Source organism: Flavobacterium granuli, assembly GCF_031456055.1.
GTDB classification, from domain to species: domain Bacteria; phylum Bacteroidota; class Bacteroidia; order Flavobacteriales; family Flavobacteriaceae; genus Flavobacterium; species Flavobacterium granuli_A.
Window position 1 is genome coordinate 484,123 of the sequence record NZ_JAVDTX010000001.1, and the last position, 20,954, is coordinate 505,076.

Below are 20,954 nucleotides of genomic sequence, written 5' to 3' on the forward strand. Positions count from 1 at the left end.
TTACGATAATAATACACTAAAAACAACAAAATACATATATTGTTTACAATGATTTTCGAAAATAAATCGCAAATTTGCACCTCAAATTTTACAATCATGCCTGAAATTTCAATCAGAGGTCGAAGAATGCCGGAATCGCCAATCCGAAAATTGGCACCTTATGCAGATACCGCAAAAAAAAATGGCCGTAAGGTTTATCATTTAAACATTGGACAACCAGATATAAAAAGCCCTGAAATTGCCATCCAAGCAATAAAAAACATTGATTTAACTATCATCGAATATGGCCCTTCTGCGGGATATGAAAGTTACCGAAAAAAACTAGCTCAATTTTACACAAAACAGGATGTAAAAGTCAGCTATGAAGATATAATGATAACTACAGGAGGTTCTGAAGCACTTTTATTTGCTCTTGGAAGTATCATGGATCCAGGAGATGAAGTTATAATTCCTGAACCTTTTTACGCCAATTACAGTGCTTTTTCGGAAGAATCAAGTGCAAAAGTTGTACCTGTAATTTCTAATATTGAAAGCGGATTTACACTGCCGACGATTGAGGAATTTGAAAAAGCAATTACGTCTAAGACAAAAGCTATCTTAATTTGCAACCCAAATAATCCAACCGGATATTTATATTCAGAATCTGAAATTAATCAACTCGGAGAACTGGTTAAAAAACATGATTTATTTTTAATCGCAGACGAAGTATATCGTGAATTCATATATGACGAAAGAGACAAACACTTTTCTGTGATGAACTTACAAGGAATCGAACAAAATGTGATTATGATTGATTCGGTTTCTAAAAGATACAGTATGTGTGGCGCACGAATTGGCTGTATGGTAACTAAAAACAGAGAAGTTATTGCTGCTGCAATGAAATTTGCACAAGCTCGCTTATGCCCGCCAACAATTGAGCAAATTGCCTGTGAAGCTGCAATTGACACTCCTCAAAGTTATTTTGACGAAGTTATAGTTGAATACAAAGAACGAAGAGATATTTTAATCAGTGAATTGAACAAAATAGATGGCGTGATCGTAAAGAGTCCAAAAGCTGCATTTTATTGCATCGCTCAATTACCTATTGATAATGCCGATAATTTTGCACAATGGCTTTTGGAAAAATACGATCTAAATGGTGAAACGGTAATGATTGCGCCTGCTGCAGGGTTCTATTCAACTCCGGGAGTAGGACTAAATCAAGTTCGTATAGCTTATGTTTTGAAAAAAGAAGATTTAATCAGTGCCGTTCATATTTTGAAAGAAGCAATTACTGTTTATAATTCGAAATAAAGAATAAATTCACAATTCTCAAAAGGCAATACCATTCAGATGGTATTGCCTTTTTTGTTTTGATATCAAATTAATCAATCTTTTCATCACTTTTTGCTATAATTAAAAGCCAAAACGATAGAAAATGTTTCCTTTTTATTAATTATCTTTACCCCTTAAAAATAGACACTCATAATAATAGTACCTTTTAATGATAAACAACGAAGAATTTCAAGACGAAATAGGAAACAATCATATTAGTACCAATGCCAAAAATCCAGTAAGAGAGGACGCCTTTGCCATTACAGATGAAGAAAAGATTGAAAAAATAAAAAAAGATGTTGAAAACATTCTATTGACATTGGGGATGGACTTGACAGATGATAGCATGAAAGGAACTCCCAATCGTGTAGCCAAAATGTTTGTAAAAGAAATTTTTGGTGGATTAAATCCTGACAAAAAACCAAAAGCCTCCACTTTTGAAAACAATTACAAATACGGAGAAATGTTAGTCGAAAAGAACATTACACTCTACTCTACATGCGAACATCACTTATTACCTATCATTGGAAGAGCACATGTCGCTTACATTTCTAGTGGAAGAGTAATTGGTCTTTCAAAAATGAATCGTATTGTAGAACATTACGCGAAAAGACCCCAAGTACAAGAACGTTTAACAATGCAAATTGTTCAAGAACTTCAACAAGCCCTTGGCACAGAAGATGTTGCATGTGTGATTGACGCTAAACACCTTTGCGTGAATTCAAGAGGAATCAAAGATATCGAAAGTAGTACTGTAACTTCTGAATTTGGCGGAAAATTCAAAGACCCACAAACAAAAAGAGAGTTTTTGGACTATATCAAATTAGATACTAAATTCTAAATTATTGTTTAATCGTTAATTTGTTTAATTGTTAAATCGGATTAAATATGTATATTTTTTCATTCGAAAAACTTGATGTTTGGCAAAATTCTAGAGATTTTGTTTTAACAATTTATAAACTAACTAATAATTTTCCATCAAGTGAAATTTATGGCATAACTTCTCAAATAAAAAGAAGTTCGTCATCTATTGCGACAAATATAGCAGAAGGAACTTCTAGAAACACAAATAAAGATAAAGCTCATTTTCTTACTATTTCATATTCTTCAGCCACAGAAACATTAAATCATTTAATAATTTCAAAAGACCTTGATTACATTTCTGAGGAAGAATATTTACTTTGTAGAGAAAAACTTGAAAAAATTTGCAATCAAATTAATAGCTTAAAAAAATATTATCTTTCACAAGAATCAACATCAACCAATAAAATTTTAAATCAATAAGCCTACACGGATTAACGATTAAACAAATTAACGATTAAACAAATTAACGATTAAACAAAACTTCATGTCCTTATATAAAAGTCAGACCTTAAAAATATACAATTCTCTTTCGGGAGAAAAAGAAACATTTACGCCAATTAACGAAGGAAATGTGGGGATGTATGTGTGCGGACCGACAGTTTACAGTAATGTGCATCTAGGAAATGTGAGAACTTTTATGTCTTTTGATGTAATCTTTAGGTATTTATTGCATTTGGATTATAAAGTTCGTTATGTTCGAAATATTACGGATGTGGGACATATAGTGGACGATGTGGATGAGGGGGAAGATAAAATCGCCAAAAAAGCACGTTTGGAACAATTGGAACCTATGGAAGTGGTACAACGCTATACGGTAGATTTTCATGATATTTTGAATGCTTTTAACTTTTTACCTCCAAGTATCGAACCAACAGCAACGGGTCATATTATTGAGCAAATTGAAATCATAAAAACTATTATTGACAAAGGCATTGGCTACGAAGCTAACGGCTCTGTTTATTTTGATGTGGTCAAATTCAATGAAACCAATCATTACGGAATATTAAGCGGTCGCAATATTGAAGATATGCTGGCAAATACCCGTGATCTTGACGGACAATCGGATAAAAGAAACCCTCAGGATTTTGCACTTTGGAAAAAAGCCGAGCCACAACATATTATGCGTTGGCCTTCACCTTGGAGCGATGGTTTTCCGGGTTGGCACTTAGAATGTACTGCTATGAGTACGAAATATTTGGGCAATCATTTTGATATTCACGGTGGCGGAATGGATTTGAAATTCCCACATCATGAATGTGAAATTGCACAAAATGAAGCTTGTACTGGACATACTCCCGTAAATTATTGGATGCATGCCAATATGCTTACTTTGAATGGCAAAAAAATGGCAAAATCTACTGGGAATAATATTTTGCCTGGAGAGATTTTGACGGGAGACAATGCTTTTTTAAGTAAAGCTTTTTCAGCATCAGTAGCACGTTTTTTTATGCTACAAGCCCATTATAGAAGTATTCTTGATTTCTCTGACGAAGCCATCATTGCAGCCGAAAAAGGATATAAAAGATTGATGGAAGCGATGGAATCTTTAAAAAGTATTTCTGCAAACGCAACTAGCTCAATAGATATTGCCGGTTGGAAACAATTGTGTTACGACGCCATGAATGACGATTTCAATTCGCCAATTCTTATTGCGCAATTATTTGAAGGAGTTCGTTTTATTAATTTATTAAAAGACGAAAAAGAGACTTTAAATACAGCCGATTTAAAATTGTTCACGGTAACTATGCAAGCTTTTGTATTTGATGTTTTGGGATTGGAAGAAGAAAAAGCGAATGGCAACACTGATAAATTAGAAGGTGTAGTAAATATGCTTATCGGTATGCGTAAACAAGCCAGAGACAATAAAGATTTTGCATTATCGGATCAAATTCGTGATCAATTAATAGCTTTGGGTATTCAATTGAAAGACGGAAAAGAAGGCACTAGTTTTAGTATTCAGTAGGCAGAAAACAGATTGCAAGGCGTTTAGAATTTCGATAATAACATTTCAAATGTTTTCAAAAATAATAGTTTATCCCTTTATTTTACTCGTTCGATTTTATCAGGGAGCCATCTCCCCTTTTACTCCCGCTGCTTGCCGATTTGAACCGACTTGTTCAAGCTATATGATTCAAGCTTTGCAAATTCATGGATTATTTTATGGAGGTTATTTAGGAATAAAAAGAATATTGAGATGTCACCCTTGGGGTGGAAAAGGCTATGATCCAGTCCCTGAAAAAAAATGCGATCACACTCACTAAAAAAGAAAAATTCTTACCTTTTAATTAACACAATCAATCAAATCAAAATAGTATTTTCACATAAAATAAAAAAATAAATGACACACGCTTTAAACATTGTATGGAATCCTTCCGAAGGTATTGATTTAGGTTTTTTCATTATTCGCTTTTATAGTTTAATGTTTGTAATCGCTTTTGGATTGGGTTGGTACATCATGAAACATATTTTTGAAAGGGAAAATATTTCTATTGAAAAATTAGATTCTTTGTTTGTTTGGACTGTACTAGCGACATTAGTTGGTGCGCGATTGGGACACGTTTTCTTTTACGATTGGGAGTATTACCGTAATAATTTGGCCGAAATCATTTTACCATTCCGATTCAGCCCCAAATTTGAATTTACAGGATACCAAGGATTAGCGAGTCATGGAGCAGCAATTTCGATTATAGTTGCCATGTATTTCTTTAGCAAAAAAGTGCTTCAAAAACCATTATTATGGATATTGGACAGAGTAGTAATTCCTGTTGCCAGTGGAGCAATTTTTGTAAGATTGGGGAATTTTTTCAATTCGGAAATTGTAGGTAAAGAAACAACTTCGTCGTTTGGGATTCGTTTTATTAGAGATCAATTTACCCCAAGAGAAGCTGTAAATACGACTCAACTTCCTACGCCAAAAGAAGCTTACAACGCTATTGCAACAAATCCTCAGTATGCCAACTTATTGGAACAGGTTCCTGCCAAACACCCAGCCCAATTATATGAAGCTTTCTGCTACATATTTGTATTTTCGGTATTATTTTTCCTTTATTGGAAGACAGATACTCGTAAAAAATCAGGATTTTTATTCGGTTTGTTCTTAGTATTATTATTCTCTGTACGTATAGTTGTGGAATCGGTAAAAGAAAGTCAAGGTGGTTTCGAAAGCGATTTAGGAAACATATTATCAACCGGACAATGGTTGAGCATTCCATTTATAATAGTGGGATTATATTTTGTAATTACTGCTAAGAAGACAAATGAAATATAAATTGAATATTATCAAAAACAAAAAAAAGCCACTGAAAAATTCAGTGGCTTTTTTTTGATTACCCAATTCTTGAAGTCTTAAAAACTGTTATTTTTTCTTCTAAAAAAAGTTCAGAAACCTCATTAAATTTCAAGAAATGCGATTGTTCTTTATGCAAATCCAATCCTTCGTGATTTTTCCAAACTTCGTGAAGAATAAATAAATTCGGGTCTTCTAAATTTTGATGTAAATCATATTGAAGACAGGCAGCTTCTTCATTAGAATTTTTTGATAAATCTATCAAGATTGCCTTCAATTCTTCTCTATATTCAGGTTTACTTTTGATAATTACTGTCAAATTTATTTCCATAATTAGTTCAAAAATAATTGAGTCAAATGATTTCGGTACATTTCTAAATCACTATCTACGTTAGCCCCTTTCATAACATCATGAAAATGCAAGCTTTCTAAAGGTTTCATTCCAGTAAAAGCATTCATTCTGTGAAATCCAAATAACACTCCATCGTCAACGCTTGTTTCTCCAAAGAATTCACCAGGCAAGGTGAAAGCTTCTTTCGGCGCATTCCAAGAAGAAGTAACCATGTATTTTCTCCCGTGCAACATCCCTCCTGTACCGTAATTGATCGCAGGATTTTTAGAAGAACGCCCGTCACTTTTGTAAATACCATTAGCATGGCCTTCAGTAAAAACTACATCAATATATTTCTTGAAAGCATGTGGCAATTGAAACCACCAAATTGGTGTATGATAAATAACGACATCAGCCCAAACAAATTTTTCTACTTCTTGCGCTGGATCATACTCATCATTTACATCTGTGCTTTTCACTTCAAAATTTTTATTGTTTAAAAAAAAATCTGCAGTGGTATTGGCTATTGTTTGATTAAATTTCCCGCCTGAATGTCCGAACTTTTGTCCCCCATTTATTATAAATATTTTTTTCATCTTATCTTCTTTTAATTTGATAGTGCAAATTTACAACCAATTAACTCATTATTAAAATAACATAATTCATACCTTTGCATCATAATTATAATACTTAATGAAATGGTAAATCTAGAATGGTATAGAACTTTCAAATATATTTACAAAACTGGGACCCTAACTGGTGCGGCCGACACATTGTATATTTCACAACCTGGAGTCAGTTTGCATTTAAGTTCGCTCGAAAATTATGTTGGTTATAAATTATTCGATAGAACCAGCAGAAAAATGATTCCTACCGAAAAAGGGAAAGTGCTCTATAATTTTATAACAGATGCATTATCAAAATTAGAAGAAGCAGAAAAAAACTTTCAACGAAGTACAGAAAAAAATACACCAACCATTAGCATTGGAATGTGTTTTGAAACCTTTCAGATTACTTTAGAACCGTATTTAGCAACTTTTCCATTTAATGTGATTATCCAATTTGGTGAATATCCTGAAATGGTTGAAAACTTGGACAAAGGAATTTTAGACTTAATCATCACGCCACAAATGATTGTCAAGAATAATATCGATTATCAAGCCTTCTCATCGGAAACGATTGTTCTCATTGGTGGCAACGAAACCGATTCGGAAAGCTTTGACACTTTAAAAAAACTAAGTGATATGGGAGAAATAGAACTATGGCTAAAACAACAAAGATGGTATGGAACTACTGGCGACATGGAGCATTTGAGACGCTTTTGGCAGCTTAATTTCAATAAACATGCCGATTTTAGACCCAACTACATTGTTCCAAATTTAAACTCCATAGTGCGTTGTTTAAGCAATAGTAGTGGCCTAGCAGTAATTCCAGATTTCTTATGCAAAACAGAACTAGAAAGTGGAAAAATAAAGCTTTTGTGGGAAGGAAAAACTCCTTTAAAAAACACCCTTTACTTTGCAAATAAAAAGAAAACCATTTACTCAGATGAAATACAATTAATAAAAGAAACCTTTATGAAGATTATGTAACTGGGATTGTATACAGAAAAAACAACTATTTATTAGAACAAAAAAAAAGATTCAACTTTCGTTGAATCTTTTTTTTTAAATATATTTTGCTATTAATTAAGCTTCTTGATGCTTAATTTCAACATTTTTCTTCTCTTCTCTAGAAATGGTATCAACCAATACTGGAGTAGCAATAAACAATGAAGAGTAAGTACCGATAACTATACCAACAAGCATTGCGAAAATAAATCCTCTAATAGATTCTCCTCCGAAAACAAACATGATTAACAACACCAAAATCATTGCCAATGAAGTATTTATGGTTCTTGACATTGTAGAATTAATAGATTTATTTACAATTTCAGAGAATGATCCTTTTGTTTTACCATCCAAGAACTCACGAACCCTATCAAATACAATTACGGTATCATTCATAGAATAACCAATAACGGTAAGGATAGCTGCAATAAAGTGCTGATCAATTTCCATTCCGAAAGGCATGTACTTCCAAAGTAATGAGTACACTCCCAATACGAATATAACGTCATGTGCTACCGCTGCGATTGCACCTAAACTATATTGCCATTTTCTGAAACTTATCATTAAGTACAAGAACACAATTGCCATTGCACCAAGTACAGCCCAATAAGCATTTGTTTTGATATCCTCTGCTACTGTAGGTCCAACTTTTGATGCTTGAACAACACCAAGTTTTTTACCTTCATAAGTATTTACAAATTTATCATAAGTCATATCAGCAGCATAGTGCTTTTTCAAACTTTGGAATAATATTTTATTTACCTCTTCGTCAACACCAGTACCCGTTTCTTGGATTTTGTATTTAGTGGTAATTTTCAACTGATCATCTTTACCAAATATTTTAACCTCGGCACTTCCAAATACAGCAGTCAATTCTTCTTTAATTTCTTCTGGCTTCATTGATTTGTCAAAACGAACTTGGAAAGTTCTTCCTCCAACAAAATCCACACCCTGGTCAAAACCATGAGTTGCAATCGATGCGATACTTACAATAGTCACAACGATAGAGAAAAGGTAAGTCCATTTTTTAATTCCCAAGAAATCAAAGTGGAAATTAGTAAAGAAATTTTTAGAGAATTTTGTCACAAAAGACAAATCGTTTTTACCTGCAATATTTCTATCAATGAAGATTCTAGCAATGAAGATAGAAGTAAACAAAGAGGTTACAATACCGATTAATAAAGTAGTAGCAAATCCTTTGATTGGTCCAGATCCGAAAATAAACAATACAGCACCTGTCAAAACGTGAGTTACGTTTGCATCAACGATAGAACGCATAGCTCCTGTCCAACTATAAGAAGCTTTTACAGCTTCGTCCAAATTTTTACCAGCCCTTAATTCTTCTTTAGCTCTTTCATATATAATGATATTAGCATCTACCGCAGTACCCATTGTCAAAACGATACCTGCAATACCAGGTAAAGTAAGCACAGCACCTAAACTTGCCAAAATACCAAACATAAATAATAAGTTAACTAGCAAAGCAATATTTGCATACCAACCAGCTTTACCATAATAGATCATCATCCAAAGAGATACTAAAAGCAATCCAATTACAGCAGAATTCGTACCATTATCAATAGCTTCTTGACCTAAGGATGGTCCAACAACTTCAGATGAAATTATTTCAGCCGCTGCAGGTAATTTACCAGCTCTTAATACGTTTGCTAAATCTTTAGTTTCTGTTACATCAAAATTACCAGAAATCTCAGATCTACCTCCTGCAATCGGTCCACTAGAAACCCCAGGTGCAGAATATACAATATCATCAAGAACAATAGCAATAAAACCTTTTTGAGTATAAGCTCTTCCTGTTAATTCTTCCCATTCCTTTGCTCCTTTGCTATTCATTTGCATAGAAACAGCTGGTTTACCCATTTGATCAAAAGTATCGCTGGCATCAGTTACAACACCACCACCCATTGAGGCTGCATTATCTCTGTTTCCTTTTAAGGCATACAACTCAACAACTTCAACATCTTTTTCTTTAGCATCTTTAATTGTTGTTGGTTTACCCCATACAAATTTTGCATAACGTTGTTCACCTGCCAATAAAATTCTAATATCAGCTCTTTTAAAATAAGAATTGATTGTAGCTGTATCTTTTGGAGCGAAAAGACCCAAAACAGCTCCACCACCTTGAGCTACAATTTTATCAATGATAGGATTATTACCTTTTTTAGTTGCTGTAGAATCTTTTGCATCTGTCAATAAAGCACTCAATGAATCTTTTGCAACTGATTTAGTTTCAACTTTAGCAATTTCAGTTTTTTTCAAAGCTTCGTTAGCAGCCATGATGAAATTACCGATTTCTTCAACTTTATAAGTTTCCCAAAACTCCAATTGAGCAGTACTTTGCAATAATCTTTTAATTCTATCTACATCCTTTGCTCCAGGAAGTTCCACAAGAATTCTTCCAGTTTCACCAAGTTTTTGAATATTAGGTTGAGTTACACCAAACTTGTCGATACGCTCTCTCAAAACTCCAAAAGCACTATCAACAGATTCATCAACTTTTCTTCTGATCACTTTTTTAGCTTCAGAATCAGTCATGCGGAAATCAATTCCTCCTTCGCCTTGCAAAGTTTTATTAGCAAAAATATCAGGAGAAGCTAATTTTATAGTTCCATTAGAATTTGCTTCAAAAGCTTCGAAGAATGCATCAATATAAGTTTGATTTCCTTTTTGATTTGCAGTAGCATCCGCTAAAGATTTATTAAAAATAGGATTTTTCGAATTATTTGATAATCCTTTCAAAATGTCTTTAACAGAGATTTGAAGAGTCACATTGATTCCACCTTCTAAGTCAAGTCCTTTATTGATTTGTTTATCTTTTACTTCATTGAATGTAAAATCAGTAAAACCTAAGCTAAACACTTTTTCTTTACCAATTGAATCCAAATATTTTACTTCTTTTTCCGGATTTCCTCCAGCAAAAGATTTTGCATCACTTTTAACTTTACTTGAGACAAAAGTGAAAGAAAGTTGGTAAATACTTACCAATGCAAATAGAATTGCGAAAAATTTAATAAGTCCTTTATTCTGCATTATTACTAAAAATTAATTATTTTTATTTATTTATTTTTTGTTTTAAACCCTATAAAATAAGCCATTACGTCATTTTTGAAAAACAAAAAAGAACACCACGATTTATGTCATTTTTTTTAAACCGAGCAAATATATAATTAACGGAAAGATTAACCAATTTATTTATTAATTAAAATCAAAAAAAAGACTGCAGAAATTGCAGCCTTCTTTTTTTATACGTAAATTATTATGCCAAAACAGTTTTCAAATCAGCATTCATGCTTCTTACAGCATCTGCACTTTTTGCAAAAGCAGCTTTTTCAGCATCATTTAATTTAATATCAACAATTTGTTCTATTCCGTTTTTACCTATAATACAAGGTACACCGATACAAATATCGTTTTGTCCGTATTCTCCGTCCACCATAACTGAACAAGCAATCATTTTCTTTTGGTCATTCAAAATACTATCTACCAAATAGGCAACAGAAGCACCTGGTGCATACCAAGCTGAAGTTCCCAATAAACCTGTCAGTGTAGCTCCACCTACCATAGTAGCAGCTGCAACTTTATCCAACTCCTCTTGAGATAAAAACTCAGAAACCGGAATACCATTATAAGCAGCCAATCTTGTCAAAGGAATCATAGTAGTATCACCATGTCCTCCAATAACCATAGCAGAAATATCATTAGATGGTTTATCCAATGCCTTAGACAAATAATATCTAAAACGAGAGCTATCCAAAGCTCCACCCATTCCGATAATTCTATTTTTAGGCAATCCCGTAGATTTCAATGCCAAATAAGTCATTGTATCCATTGGATTAGAAACTACTACTACAATACAATTTGGCGAATGTGCCAATACATTCTCTGCAACAGTCTTAACAATCCCAGCATTGATTCCTATTAATTCCTCTCTAGTCATTCCAGGCTTTCTAGGAATTCCTGAAGTAATCACAACCACATCGCTGTTTGCTGTTTTAGAATAATCATTAGTAACCCCAGAAACATTAGTATTAAAACCAGTATTTGTAGCACATTGCATAATATCCATCGCTTTACCTTCAGCAAAACCTTCTCTAATATCCAACAATACTACTTCACTTGCAATTCCTCTATAAGAAATTGAATCCGCACAGGATGCTCCCACATTCCCTGCTCCTACAATGGTAACTTTCATTTTATATTTATTTTTTTATTAATAGCAAACCAAAAAAGAAAAATACAGTTACTCTAAAAACTACGCATCGATATTTGCGTAAACTGCATTTTTCTCAATAAACTCTCTTCTTGGTGGCACTTCGTCTCCCATTAACATAGAAAAAACTCTATCTGCTTCCACCAAACTATCTATTGTAACCTGCCTCAATGTTCTGAAACTTGGATCCATTGTAGTTTCCCACAATTGCTCTGCATTCATCTCTCCAAGACCTTTATAACGCTGAATTCCTGCGCTTCCACCCATTCTTTCATTTGCTTGATCACGTTGAACATCATTCCAAGCATATTCTTTTTTATTACCTTTTTTAACTAAATATAAAGGAGGAGCTGCGATATATACGTGCCCTTCTTCAATTAGTTCTTTCATAAATCGGAAAAAGAATGTCAAAATCAAAGTTGAAATATGACTACCATCGACATCGGCATCACACATGATGATTACTTTATGGTATCTTAATTTTGAAATATTCAAAGCTTTACTATCCTCTTCTGTACCAACAGTTACTCCAAGTGCAGTAAATATATTTCGAATCTCTTCGTTTTCGAATACTTTGTGATGCATTGCTTTTTCAACGTTCAAAATCTTACCACGTAATGGTAATATAGCTTGAAAAGCTCTGTCACGACCTTGCTTAGCCGTTCCCCCTGCCGAATCTCCCTCGACAAGATACACCTCACATTTTGCAGGATCTTGCTCGGAACAATCCGATAATTTCCCTGGTAATCCACCGCCACCCATAACAGTTTTGCGCTGTACCATTTCACGCGCTTTTTTAGCTGCATGACGTGCTTGAGCTGCAAGTATTACTTTTTGAACAATAATTCGAGCATCATTTGGATTTTCTTCCAAATAATTTTCAATCATTTCACTCACCGCTTGACTTACAGGAGAAACTACTTCACGATTTCCTAATTTAGTTTTGGTTTGCCCCTCAAACTGAGGTTCAGCCACTTTTACTGAAATAATTGCAGTAAGTCCTTCACGGAAATCATCTCCAGCGATATCAAACTTCAATTTATCCAACATTCCAGAAGCATCTGCATATTTCTTCAGAGATCTCGTAAGACCAGTTCTAAAACCTTGCAGGTGCGTTCCACCTTCGTGTGTATTGATATTATTTACATAAGAAAAAATATTCTCAGAGTAACTTGTATTATAAATCAAAGCTACTTCAACAGGAATTTCTCCTTTTTCGTTATCCATAGAAATTACGTGTGCAATAATTGGCTCACGATTTCCATCTAAATATCTAATATATTCTTTTAATCCTTCAGAAGAATGGAATATTTCAGAAAGAAAGTTTCCGTCTTTATCAAGTTCTCTTTTATCTGTAAATGTAATCGTGATTCCTTTATTCAAAAAGGACAACTCACGCATACGAGCAGATAAAGTATCATAAGAATATTCTATTGTTTGGGTAAAAATGGAAGGATCTGGATAAAAGGTAACAATCGTACCTCTTTTAGTGGTTTCTCCAATTTGTTTTACCGGATAAAGCGCTTTTCCTTTTTCGTATTCTTGTTCGTAGACTTTTCCATCACTACTGTGAACTGTTGCTCTTAAATGATTTGACAATGCATTTACGACAGAAACCCCAACACCGTGAAGACCTCCAGAAACTTTGTAAGAATCTTTATCGAATTTACCTCCTGCACCAATTTTGGTCATTACGACCTCTAATGCAGAAACACCTTCTTTTTTGTGAATACCAACTGGAATACCACGTCCGTTGTCTTCAACAGAAATAGATCCATCTTCATTGATATCCACTCTAATCGTATCGCAATGACCTCCCATTGCCTCATCGATAGAGTTATCTACGACTTCATAAACTAAATGATGTAACCCTCTTACACCAACATCTCCAATGTACATCGATGGACGCATTCTCACGTGCTCCATTCCTTCTAATGCCTGAATACTATCTGCTGAATAATTGTCCTTCTTGATTTCTTCGCTCATATAATTTAATCTAAAAAAAATGTGATTTTCGTCTAACACGCAAATATATAAAAATGTAATCTATATAAGCACTTTATTCCATTTATAAGCATTTAAGTTATTAACAAATAACATCAATTTCAATGGCAATTTCAATAGAAAAATCAATTTTCTAAAATATGATTATCAGTACTTCATACCATCGAAATTCGATTATAAATTTTAAGCAGAAAGATTAGACTTTTTAACAACATCGGTCCCGCTATCCGTTGCAATCTTTTTATTTTTAAAGAAAAAACAAAAAGGATTTCCACTGCTATCGGGGCTAAAAGGGAAGATTTTGCTTTTTTACCGAGAATGGAATAAAAAAGCGGATTTATATTTTTCAATACAAATCCGCTTTTTAAATGTTTTAGATTATAAAATCTAATTCTTAATAATTCTCACATTCATTTCTTCTACCTTTTTATCAGATAAAAGAGATGGTGCTCCAAATAATAAATCTTCACTAGAACCTGTTTTAGGGAAAGCCATAACTTCACGAATCGATGCTTTTTTCTCTAAAATCATCATCAAACGATCGATCCCCCAAGCAATTCCTCCGTGTGGTGGTGCACCGTATTGAAAGGCCTTATGCATGGTTCCAACGCTTTTTATCATTTCTTCTCTATTGTAACCCATATTTCTATAAGTAGCTTCTAGAATTTCTGATTTATGTGCACGAACTGATCCTCCTCCAATTTCGTAACCGTTTAAGATTATATCGTATTGCTGTGCAATGATAGTTCCGATTTCTTCATCATCACCTTTCATATGCTTTTGCAAATCGTAAATCGCAGGCATTGAGAACGGATTGTGTGTAAATGTCCATCTTCCTTCATCTGTTCTTTCAAACATAGGGAAATCAACCACCCAAGCCGGACATAATTCCTTTGGATTAATCAAGTGCAACATTTTACCCATTTCTTGACGAACAGCATCTAAAGCTTTGTTAGCCGTAGCATAATCTGCCGCCGAGAAGAAAACAATATCCCCAACTTGTGCATCAGTCGCTTTTATAATTCCTGCTGCAATTTCTTCACCTAAGAATTTAATAATTGGCGATTGCAGTTCATCTTCATTTACAATAATATAAGCCAATCCACCTAGACCGTGCTGTTGAGCAATAGCCGTAAGGTTTTCGATTTGACCTTTAGACATACGTTTGTTTCCTTGTTCTTTGGCCGAAACCTTGATACATTTCACAATTCCTCCGTCTTCAATAGGCTTGCTAAATACTTGAAAAGTCGTGTCTTTTACAATATCGGTAATGTCTTGCATTTTCAATCCGTAACGCAAATCAGGTCGGTCACAGCCATAAAAATCCATTGCATCTTTATAGGTAATCACTTCAAACGGACGTAAAATCCACTTGTTGCCATATATTTTTTTAACTACCTCATTAAACATTTTGGTGTTCAAATCTATAATCTGCTGCATACTTGCGTAGGCCATTTCCATATCCAACTGCGTAAATTCAGGCTGACGATCTCCACGAGAATCTTCATCTCTAAAACAACGCGCAATTTGGAAATACTTTTCATAACCACTCACCATCAACATCTGTTTAAACTGCTGTGGTGCTTGCGGAAGTGTGTAAAACATACCTGAACCTTTACGTGTAGGAACAATAAATTCACGTGCTCCTTCGTCGGTTCCAGCACTTAAAATCGGAGTTTCAATTTCTAAAAATTCTTCTTCATCTAAAATGTCACGCAATAACTTAATTACTTTATGACGGTTTACGATTGCTCTTCTAACTTCTTCGTTTCTGTGATCCAAGAACTTATATTGAAAACGAATTGCTTCGTTCGTTTTAGCCGCTCTTTTAATTTCGAAAGGCAATGTTTTAGATAAATTCAAAATTTCTAAAACCGAAGTTTCTAATTCTATTTTACCTGTACGCAAACCTGCATTATAATCATCTTCATTACGACCTACTACAATACCTTTTACAGAAATTACCGATTCTGGTTTCAATTTCACCAACTCATCGATGTTAGGAAATGATTCTCTACTGATTCGTACTTGAAAAATCTCATAACTTGAATCACGCAAATCAATAAACATTAATTCACCGTGGTCACGCACACTCGCAATCCAACCAGACAGCAACACTTCTTCACTGATACTTTCTTCTGATAGCTGTGAAATTTTATGCGTTCTATAAGTATCTTTTATAATAATTGGAATTTCAGGAAGTGATTCTTCTTGAGCCTCTTTATTCTCTACAACTGTTTCATTAGAAACTTTTTCAGCAGCTTCTTTATTTTCTAAAACAGCAGCAGCTCCTAATTTATCTAAAATAATTTGACGAATTACTTTACCATTAGCGCCTTTTCCTATAACACCTAAAACCTTACCAACTAAAATACCTGCTTTTCCTTGGTCTCCTGCTTTAATATCATTGGCAACAGCCTCATTTTCTGAAAGCACTTTAGCAATAACTTCTTGGATTTTATCCTCAGAAATGGTATTTTCTTCAAAGTACTTGTTGTAATCAAAAGCTCTATCTTTTAAATAACCAACAATCGCATTTTGAACTAAAACCGCTGTGATTTTTTCAGCTTTAAACAATTGAAAAATTTCAGTTAAATGAGCAATGCTATGGATTTCAGAATAATCTTCAGCCTTAATATTGTTCGCCAAAGTTTTGGCAACAAATGAAGGGTCTTTAATTTCGTTATTTATCTCTACAAATGTTTGCGAACGCAACTTATCAGCTGTGAAAAATTTAGCATCTTGTGGCAAAACTCCACCATTAATCAAAATAGATTCAACAGCGTAAGGCAAAGCGCTTGTATCTACTTTAATTGCTTCAATTTCAGCTTTAATATTTACAAAAGGTAAATCTGGCTCAGAAATAAAACGATAATCCGCTTCAAATTCTTTTTTACGCATTACTTTGGTCTGCTTTAAATCAGCATCCCATAATACAGTCGTTTGATCAGGTCTGAACTCTTTGTGCTCAATAAAATAATTGAACTGTTTCTCTACTTCTTCTTTCAAAGCTTCCACCATAAACTTAAACGAGTTCAAGTTTTTGATTTCCGTTCTTGGATTTAAATCATAACTATGTTTTTTGCGCAAAGACACAGAAACATCCGATTTAAATTCCCCTTTTTCAAGATTCGCTTCAGAGATTCCTAAGTTTTGAACAATACGTTGAATATATTGCGCGTAGGTTGAAGCATCTTCAATATTTCTGATACAAGGTTCTGTAACAATTTCAATCAATGGCACACCAGCTTTGTTAAAATCGACTAAAGAAATCTTCTTTTCGTGCATCAATTTCGCAGCATCCTCCTCAATATGAACCTGAGTTAAATTCACAGTAAATTGAGAACCGTCATTTCGGTAACAAGAAACGTGTCCGTCAGGAATTATTGGATTGTGATATTGCGTAATTTGAATATTTTTTGGGTTATCTGGATATTCGTAATGCTTTCTATCCCAAGATATCACTTCGTTGCTAAATGACGAATCTACCGCTTTTCCAAAATAAATTGCTTTTGTAATTGCTTCTTTATTTAAGGCAGGCAAAACGCCCATTTGTCCCGTACAAACAGAACATATATTTTCGTTAGGTGTTTCAATTTCTTGATTTGGACAAGAACAAAACAACTTGGTTTTGGTATTCAATCGGACGTGAGTTTCAAGTCCAATTACCAATTCTAAATCGTGGGCTTTAATAGCCGCAGTTAATTGCTCCAATTCCATTATATTGTATCTTTTAAGAAGTTTGCAAACTTCAACACTAATTCATCATTATTTTTGGCCGCAGAAATTTGCAGTCCAGTACTTGTTCCTTGAGGCGCTGTTAAAGTTGGTAATTGTCCCAAACTAAATCCAACCGTATAAGCATCGGATAAATACATCGCCAACGGATCTTTTAAACTGTCTCCAATTTTAGGAGGAGTACTTGGTGTAACTGGTGACAAAATGATATCCACTTCTTTAAAATCTTTACTGAAGTTTTCAGAAATCTGATCTCTTAAAGCCAATCCTTTTAAATATATTTCATCTGAAAAACCTTGAGACAACACTTGGTTTCCTCCTATAATTCTGCGTTTTGTTTCTTCCGAAAAGTTTTCAGAACGCGTTACTGCATAGGTTTCAATTAAATTTTCAGCTTCGATACGGTTTCCGTAATTTGTTCCGTCAAGACGAGATAAATTAGAAGCCGTTTCTGCCATTGCCAATGTATAATACGTTGAAACTAAAATGTCAGATTTGAAAAAATCCAACTCTTTTACTTCAATTCCTTTCGCTTTTATTTTTTCAATACTCGCTAAAAAATCAGCTTTTATTTGAGCATCAATAGCATCACTTTCAATAAAGTTTTTAAAATACCCTATTGTCTTTACAGCCGAAGTTGCAATTGCCTCTTCACTAATTTCTGATGATGGAATTGAAGTTTGATCTTTTGGATCTTTCCCACTCATTACATTCAGCACAATTCGAATATCTTCAATTGATTTTGCCAATGGACCAACGCAATCCGTAGAAGATGCATAAGCCATCAATCCATATCTTGAAACTCTTCCGTAAGTTGGTTTAAAACCGTAAATATGATTATAACCCGCAGGCTGACGAATCGAACCTCCTGTATCTCCACCAATAGAAAACACAGTGTAATCTTTGGCAACATTTACCGCAGAACCTCCACTTGAACCACCGGCAACTAATGTCGGATCGATAGCGTTTTTTACTGCTCCAAAAATAGTGTTTTCACTAGAAGATCCATGACCAAAGCTATCGCAATTTTCTTTTACTAATGGAATTGCACCTGCATCCAATAATTTTTGAATCGCTGTAGCGGTATAAGGCGATTTATAATTTTTCAACAAATCAGAACTTGCAGTAGTGTAAGTTCCCTGAACCATATATACATCTTTAATTCCAAAAGGAATTCCTTCCAACAAACCTATTACTTCTCCTTTTTCAATTTTAGCATCAACCTTAGCCGCTAAATCAAGAGCCAAAGTATCTAATAAAGAATTTACTGAATTATAAGTATTTTGTTTAAGTAAGTCTAATTTTTCTTGTACCAAAGCAGTACAAGTTATTTGTTTTGACACCAATTGTTGGTGTATTTTTTTTATTTGAGAATCCATTTTTTATCCTTCTATAACTTTAGCAACAACTAAAAAACCATTTTTCTTGTTCGGGAAGTTTTCCAAAATTATTTGTTTCTCAATAGCCGAACTCTCTATCACAACATCTTCTCTTAAATTACTTACAGACACACAATTTCGATTGACAGTATTTGCAGCATTATTATTTGTTGGGATTGCATTTTTAATTACATCAAATAATTGGTTCACAGACTCTGAGGGCTGTGCTCCTTTAATACTCGACAAGATGTCGACTGTCATTGTTTTGCTCATAATTTCATTTAGTTTTAAAGTCAAACTTTTAAGGTGGCGAATTTACAAAAGTTTTATTAGGGAATCACGTTTATTTTAATGATTTCGACGGTTCTCAACAGAAAAGAACAACATTTTAACATTATGTTAAATTTAATTATAATATATAACAGTATTTCAAAATAGTTAACGTACAATATAGAATTTAGCAAAATTTCAAAAGAATCAAATCCAGTTTTTGAGTTAAAAATTGCAAATTTTCACTTTTTGCTAAAAAAATTATTTCACTTTATCTCCTTTCAAAAACACTTGTGTAGGTATTAATTTAACCATTTCATTTTCTTCAACTTTCATCAAATCTTGATCAAAAATCACAAAATCTGCCCATTTACCTACTTCTAGACTTCCTTTTTCTTTTTCTTCAAAATTAGAATAGGCTGCCCAAATAGTCATTCCTTTTAAAGTTTCCTCTCTTGTCAATGCATTTTCCATTTGAAAACCTTCTTTAGGATAATTTTTAACATCCTTTCTGGCTACAGCTGCATGAAAAGTAAGCATCGGATTTACCTCTTCTACAGGGAAGTCCGTTCCCAAAGCAACAATTCCTGCTTTTTGAAGTAATTTTTTATACGCATAAGAATTTTTCAATCGTTCTTTACCTAATCTTTCACCTGCCCAATACATATCAGATGTGGCATGAGTAGGTTGTACAGAAGGAATTATTCCTGTTGCAAAATAATCAAAATCAACTTCTTGAATCACTTGAGCATGTTCAATTTTCCATCTTCTATCTTTCTTACTGGTTAATACGTCTTTGTATATTTTCAACAAAACAGTATTTGCCGAATCTCCGATAGCATGTGAGTTCAACTGAAAAGGAGAATTGGCAATTTGTTTGGCGACCTTTTTCAATTCTTCCACAGAAGAAAGCAATGCTCCATATTGTTTATGACTATCTGAATATGGCTTATGCAAACAAGCACCACGTGAGCCCAATGCGCCATCTCCATACATTTTAAAAGAACATACATTTAAATTATCCGTTTTGTAAATTCCTTTTTTCAAGTATAAACCGATATTTTTTTGGTTTGCCGTAATCATAGCATACACATTAATTTTTAAGGCTTTTGCTTTTTGCAAACTATCTATCAAATTAATAACATCTGGATCTAAGCCAGCATCATTGACAGTTGTCAATCCATATTGAAACATCACTTTTTCGGCATCCAATAATCCAGCAATTTGTTTTTTACGATTGGGTTTGGGTATTATTTTAAAAACCAACTCCATTGGATTGTCAATTAAAATTCCATTAGGTTCTCCATTTTCCAAAACAATCTCTCCACCAGAGACTTTTGTAGATTTTGTAATTCCTGCCAATTTCAAAGCAACACTATTCACAACAATTGCATGACCATCTATACGATTTAAAACTACAGGAATAGTTGGAAAAGCTTCATCCAAATCTTTTTTGGTTGGAAATTTAGCTACTTGCCAATCATTTTGATCCCATCCATTTCCAATAATAAAAGTAGATTTTCTTTCTTTTTGATATTCCTTGATTCTATCAATTACTTCCGCCATGCTTTTGGTTCCTCGTAAATCTACTTCTTGCAGACTCAATCCATAACTATAAAAATGACAATGTGCATCATACAAACCCGGGTAAATAAATTTCCCTTTTGCATCAATAGTATTATTGGATTCATACAAATTTACTATTTCATCATTGGAACCAATAGCCACAATTTTACCAGATTGAATCGCCATAGCCGAGGCTTTACCAAAATCTTTATTTACGGTATAAATATTAGCATTCGCAACAATAATATCTACAGCAATTTTATTTTTTTGATTACAAGAAACCAATAAAATCAGTGAAAGCAAAAAAGTAATTTTCTTCATAATAAATAGTTTAATTATTGTAGCTAATATAAAAAAAGAGCTC

Annotated in this window: 16 protein-coding genes; 7 read left to right on the plus strand and 9 right to left on the minus strand. The window is 33.6% G+C overall.

Annotated elements, in window-relative coordinates:
* Window positions 1-96: 96 nt before the first annotated feature.
* The 6 genes from J2W95_RS02100 (at window position 97) to lgt (ending at window position 5,446) form a co-directional block, all read left to right on the plus strand.
* Window positions 97-1,293, plus strand: coding sequence for a pyridoxal phosphate-dependent aminotransferase (locus J2W95_RS02100; protein WP_310003457.1), 1,197 nt, complete (start codon window positions 97-99; stop codon window positions 1,291-1,293).
* Window positions 1,294-1,483: 190 nt separating this feature from the next.
* On the plus strand, window positions 1,484-2,155 hold the full coding sequence (folE, locus tag J2W95_RS02105) for a GTP cyclohydrolase I FolE (protein ID WP_116795821.1): 672 nt from the start codon (window positions 1,484-1,486) through the stop codon (window positions 2,153-2,155).
* 47 nt (window positions 2,156-2,202) lie between these two features.
* Entirely contained in the window at window positions 2,203-2,598 is a 396-nt protein-coding gene (locus J2W95_RS02110; RefSeq protein ID WP_310003459.1) for a four helix bundle protein, read from the plus strand.
* Between the two features lie 64 nt (window positions 2,599-2,662).
* Complete coding sequence (gene cysS / locus J2W95_RS02115; RefSeq protein ID WP_310003461.1) at window positions 2,663-4,141, plus strand: cysteine--tRNA ligase; 1,479 nt, start codon at window positions 2,663-2,665, stop codon at window positions 4,139-4,141.
* A gap of 49 nt (window positions 4,142-4,190) precedes the next feature.
* The gene (gene yidD, locus J2W95_RS02120) at window positions 4,191-4,439 is read left to right on the plus strand and encodes a membrane protein insertion efficiency factor YidD (RefSeq protein WP_310003463.1); all 249 of its coding nucleotides are present in this window, start codon (window positions 4,191-4,193) and stop codon (window positions 4,437-4,439) included.
* Between the two features lie 77 nt (window positions 4,440-4,516).
* Window positions 4,517-5,446, plus strand: coding sequence for a prolipoprotein diacylglyceryl transferase (gene lgt / locus J2W95_RS02125; RefSeq protein WP_310003464.1), 930 nt, complete (start codon window positions 4,517-4,519; stop codon window positions 5,444-5,446).
* Window positions 5,447-5,504: 58 nt separating this feature from the next.
* Here lgt and J2W95_RS02130 read toward each other — a convergent pair whose 3' ends face one another.
* Complete coding sequence (locus J2W95_RS02130; protein WP_310003466.1) at window positions 5,505-5,795, minus strand: putative quinol monooxygenase; 291 nt, start codon at window positions 5,793-5,795, stop codon at window positions 5,505-5,507.
* A 2-nt stretch (window positions 5,796-5,797) separates the two neighbouring features.
* Window positions 5,798-6,391, minus strand: coding sequence for an NAD(P)H-dependent oxidoreductase (locus J2W95_RS02135; RefSeq protein WP_310003469.1), 594 nt, complete (start codon window positions 6,389-6,391; stop codon window positions 5,798-5,800).
* A gap of 102 nt (window positions 6,392-6,493) precedes the next feature.
* Between J2W95_RS02135 and J2W95_RS02140 the strand changes: the two genes are divergently transcribed.
* Window positions 6,494-7,387 (plus strand): LysR family transcriptional regulator, encoded by an 894-nt coding sequence (locus tag J2W95_RS02140; RefSeq protein WP_310003471.1) that lies wholly within the window; start codon window positions 6,494-6,496, stop codon window positions 7,385-7,387.
* Window positions 7,388-7,483: 96 nt separating this feature from the next.
* Here J2W95_RS02140 and secDF read toward each other — a convergent pair whose 3' ends face one another.
* The 7 genes from secDF to J2W95_RS02175 form a co-directional block, all read right to left on the minus strand.
* The gene (gene secDF, locus J2W95_RS02145; protein WP_310003473.1) at window positions 7,484-10,453 is read right to left on the minus strand and encodes a protein translocase subunit SecDF; all 2,970 of its coding nucleotides are present in this window, start codon (window positions 10,451-10,453) and stop codon (window positions 7,484-7,486) included.
* A gap of 226 nt (window positions 10,454-10,679) precedes the next feature.
* Complete coding sequence (locus tag J2W95_RS02150; protein ID WP_310003475.1) at window positions 10,680-11,615, minus strand: malate dehydrogenase; 936 nt, start codon at window positions 11,613-11,615, stop codon at window positions 10,680-10,682.
* A gap of 60 nt (window positions 11,616-11,675) precedes the next feature.
* Window positions 11,676-13,619 carry a DNA topoisomerase (ATP-hydrolyzing) subunit B gene (gene gyrB, locus J2W95_RS02155; RefSeq protein ID WP_310003477.1) on the minus strand — a complete coding sequence of 648 codons (1,944 nt, stop codon included), beginning with the start codon at window positions 13,617-13,619 and terminating at the stop codon, window positions 11,676-11,678.
* 405 nt (window positions 13,620-14,024) lie between these two features.
* On the minus strand, window positions 14,025-17,357 hold the full coding sequence (gatB/aspS, locus tag J2W95_RS02160; RefSeq protein WP_310003479.1) for a bifunctional amidotransferase subunit GatB/aspartate--tRNA ligase AspS: 3,333 nt from the start codon (window positions 17,355-17,357) through the stop codon (window positions 14,025-14,027).
* On the minus strand, window positions 17,357-18,754 hold the full coding sequence (locus J2W95_RS02165) for an amidase family protein (protein ID WP_310003481.1): 1,398 nt from the start codon (window positions 18,752-18,754) through the stop codon (window positions 17,357-17,359). Before J2W95_RS02165 ends, gatB/aspS begins: the two co-directional genes overlap by 1 nt.
* Before the next feature lie 3 nt (window positions 18,755-18,757).
* Window positions 18,758-19,027: a hypothetical protein gene (locus J2W95_RS02170; protein ID WP_310003483.1), complete on the minus strand. Its 270-nt coding sequence runs from the start codon at window positions 19,025-19,027 to the stop codon at window positions 18,758-18,760.
* Between the two features lie 258 nt (window positions 19,028-19,285).
* Window positions 19,286-20,911: an amidohydrolase gene (locus tag J2W95_RS02175; protein WP_310003484.1), complete on the minus strand. Its 1,626-nt coding sequence runs from the start codon at window positions 20,909-20,911 to the stop codon at window positions 19,286-19,288.
* Window positions 20,912-20,954: the final 43 nt, after the last annotated feature.

Excerpts from the sequence above, each read along its gene's own strand:
- J2W95_RS02100 (WP_310003457.1), top strand. The coding sequence starts at position 97 with ATGCCTGAAATTTCAATCAGAGGTCGAAGAATGCCGGAATCGCCAATC.
- folE (WP_116795821.1), top strand. The coding sequence starts at position 1,484 with ATGATAAACAACGAAGAATTTCAAGACGAAATAGGAAACAATCATATT.
- J2W95_RS02110 (WP_310003459.1), top strand. The coding sequence starts at position 2,203 with ATGTATATTTTTTCATTCGAAAAACTTGATGTTTGGCAAAATTCTAGA.
- cysS (WP_310003461.1), top strand. The coding sequence starts at position 2,663 with ATGTCCTTATATAAAAGTCAGACCTTAAAAATATACAATTCTCTTTCG.
- yidD (WP_310003463.1), top strand. The coding sequence starts at position 4,191 with ATGTTTTCAAAAATAATAGTTTATCCCTTTATTTTACTCGTTCGATTT.
- lgt (WP_310003464.1), top strand. The coding sequence starts at position 4,517 with ATGACACACGCTTTAAACATTGTATGGAATCCTTCCGAAGGTATTGAT.
- J2W95_RS02130 (WP_310003466.1), bottom strand. The coding sequence starts at position 5,795 with ATGGAAATAAATTTGACAGTAATTATCAAAAGTAAACCTGAATATAGA.
- J2W95_RS02135 (WP_310003469.1), bottom strand. The coding sequence starts at position 6,391 with ATGAAAAAAATATTTATAATAAATGGGGGACAAAAGTTCGGACATTCA.
- J2W95_RS02140 (WP_310003471.1), top strand. The coding sequence starts at position 6,494 with ATGGTAAATCTAGAATGGTATAGAACTTTCAAATATATTTACAAAACT.
- secDF (WP_310003473.1), bottom strand. The coding sequence starts at position 10,453 with ATGCAGAATAAAGGACTTATTAAATTTTTCGCAATTCTATTTGCATTG.
- J2W95_RS02150 (WP_310003475.1), bottom strand. The coding sequence starts at position 11,615 with ATGAAAGTTACCATTGTAGGAGCAGGGAATGTGGGAGCATCCTGTGCG.
- gyrB (WP_310003477.1), bottom strand. The coding sequence starts at position 13,619 with ATGAGCGAAGAAATCAAGAAGGACAATTATTCAGCAGATAGTATTCAG.
- gatB/aspS (WP_310003479.1), bottom strand. The coding sequence starts at position 17,357 with ATGGAATTGGAGCAATTAACTGCGGCTATTAAAGCCCACGATTTAGAA.
- J2W95_RS02165 (WP_310003481.1), bottom strand. The coding sequence starts at position 18,754 with ATGGATTCTCAAATAAAAAAAATACACCAACAATTGGTGTCAAAACAA.
- J2W95_RS02170 (WP_310003483.1), bottom strand. The coding sequence starts at position 19,027 with ATGAGCAAAACAATGACAGTCGACATCTTGTCGAGTATTAAAGGAGCA.
- J2W95_RS02175 (WP_310003484.1), bottom strand. The coding sequence starts at position 20,911 with ATGAAGAAAATTACTTTTTTGCTTTCACTGATTTTATTGGTTTCTTGT.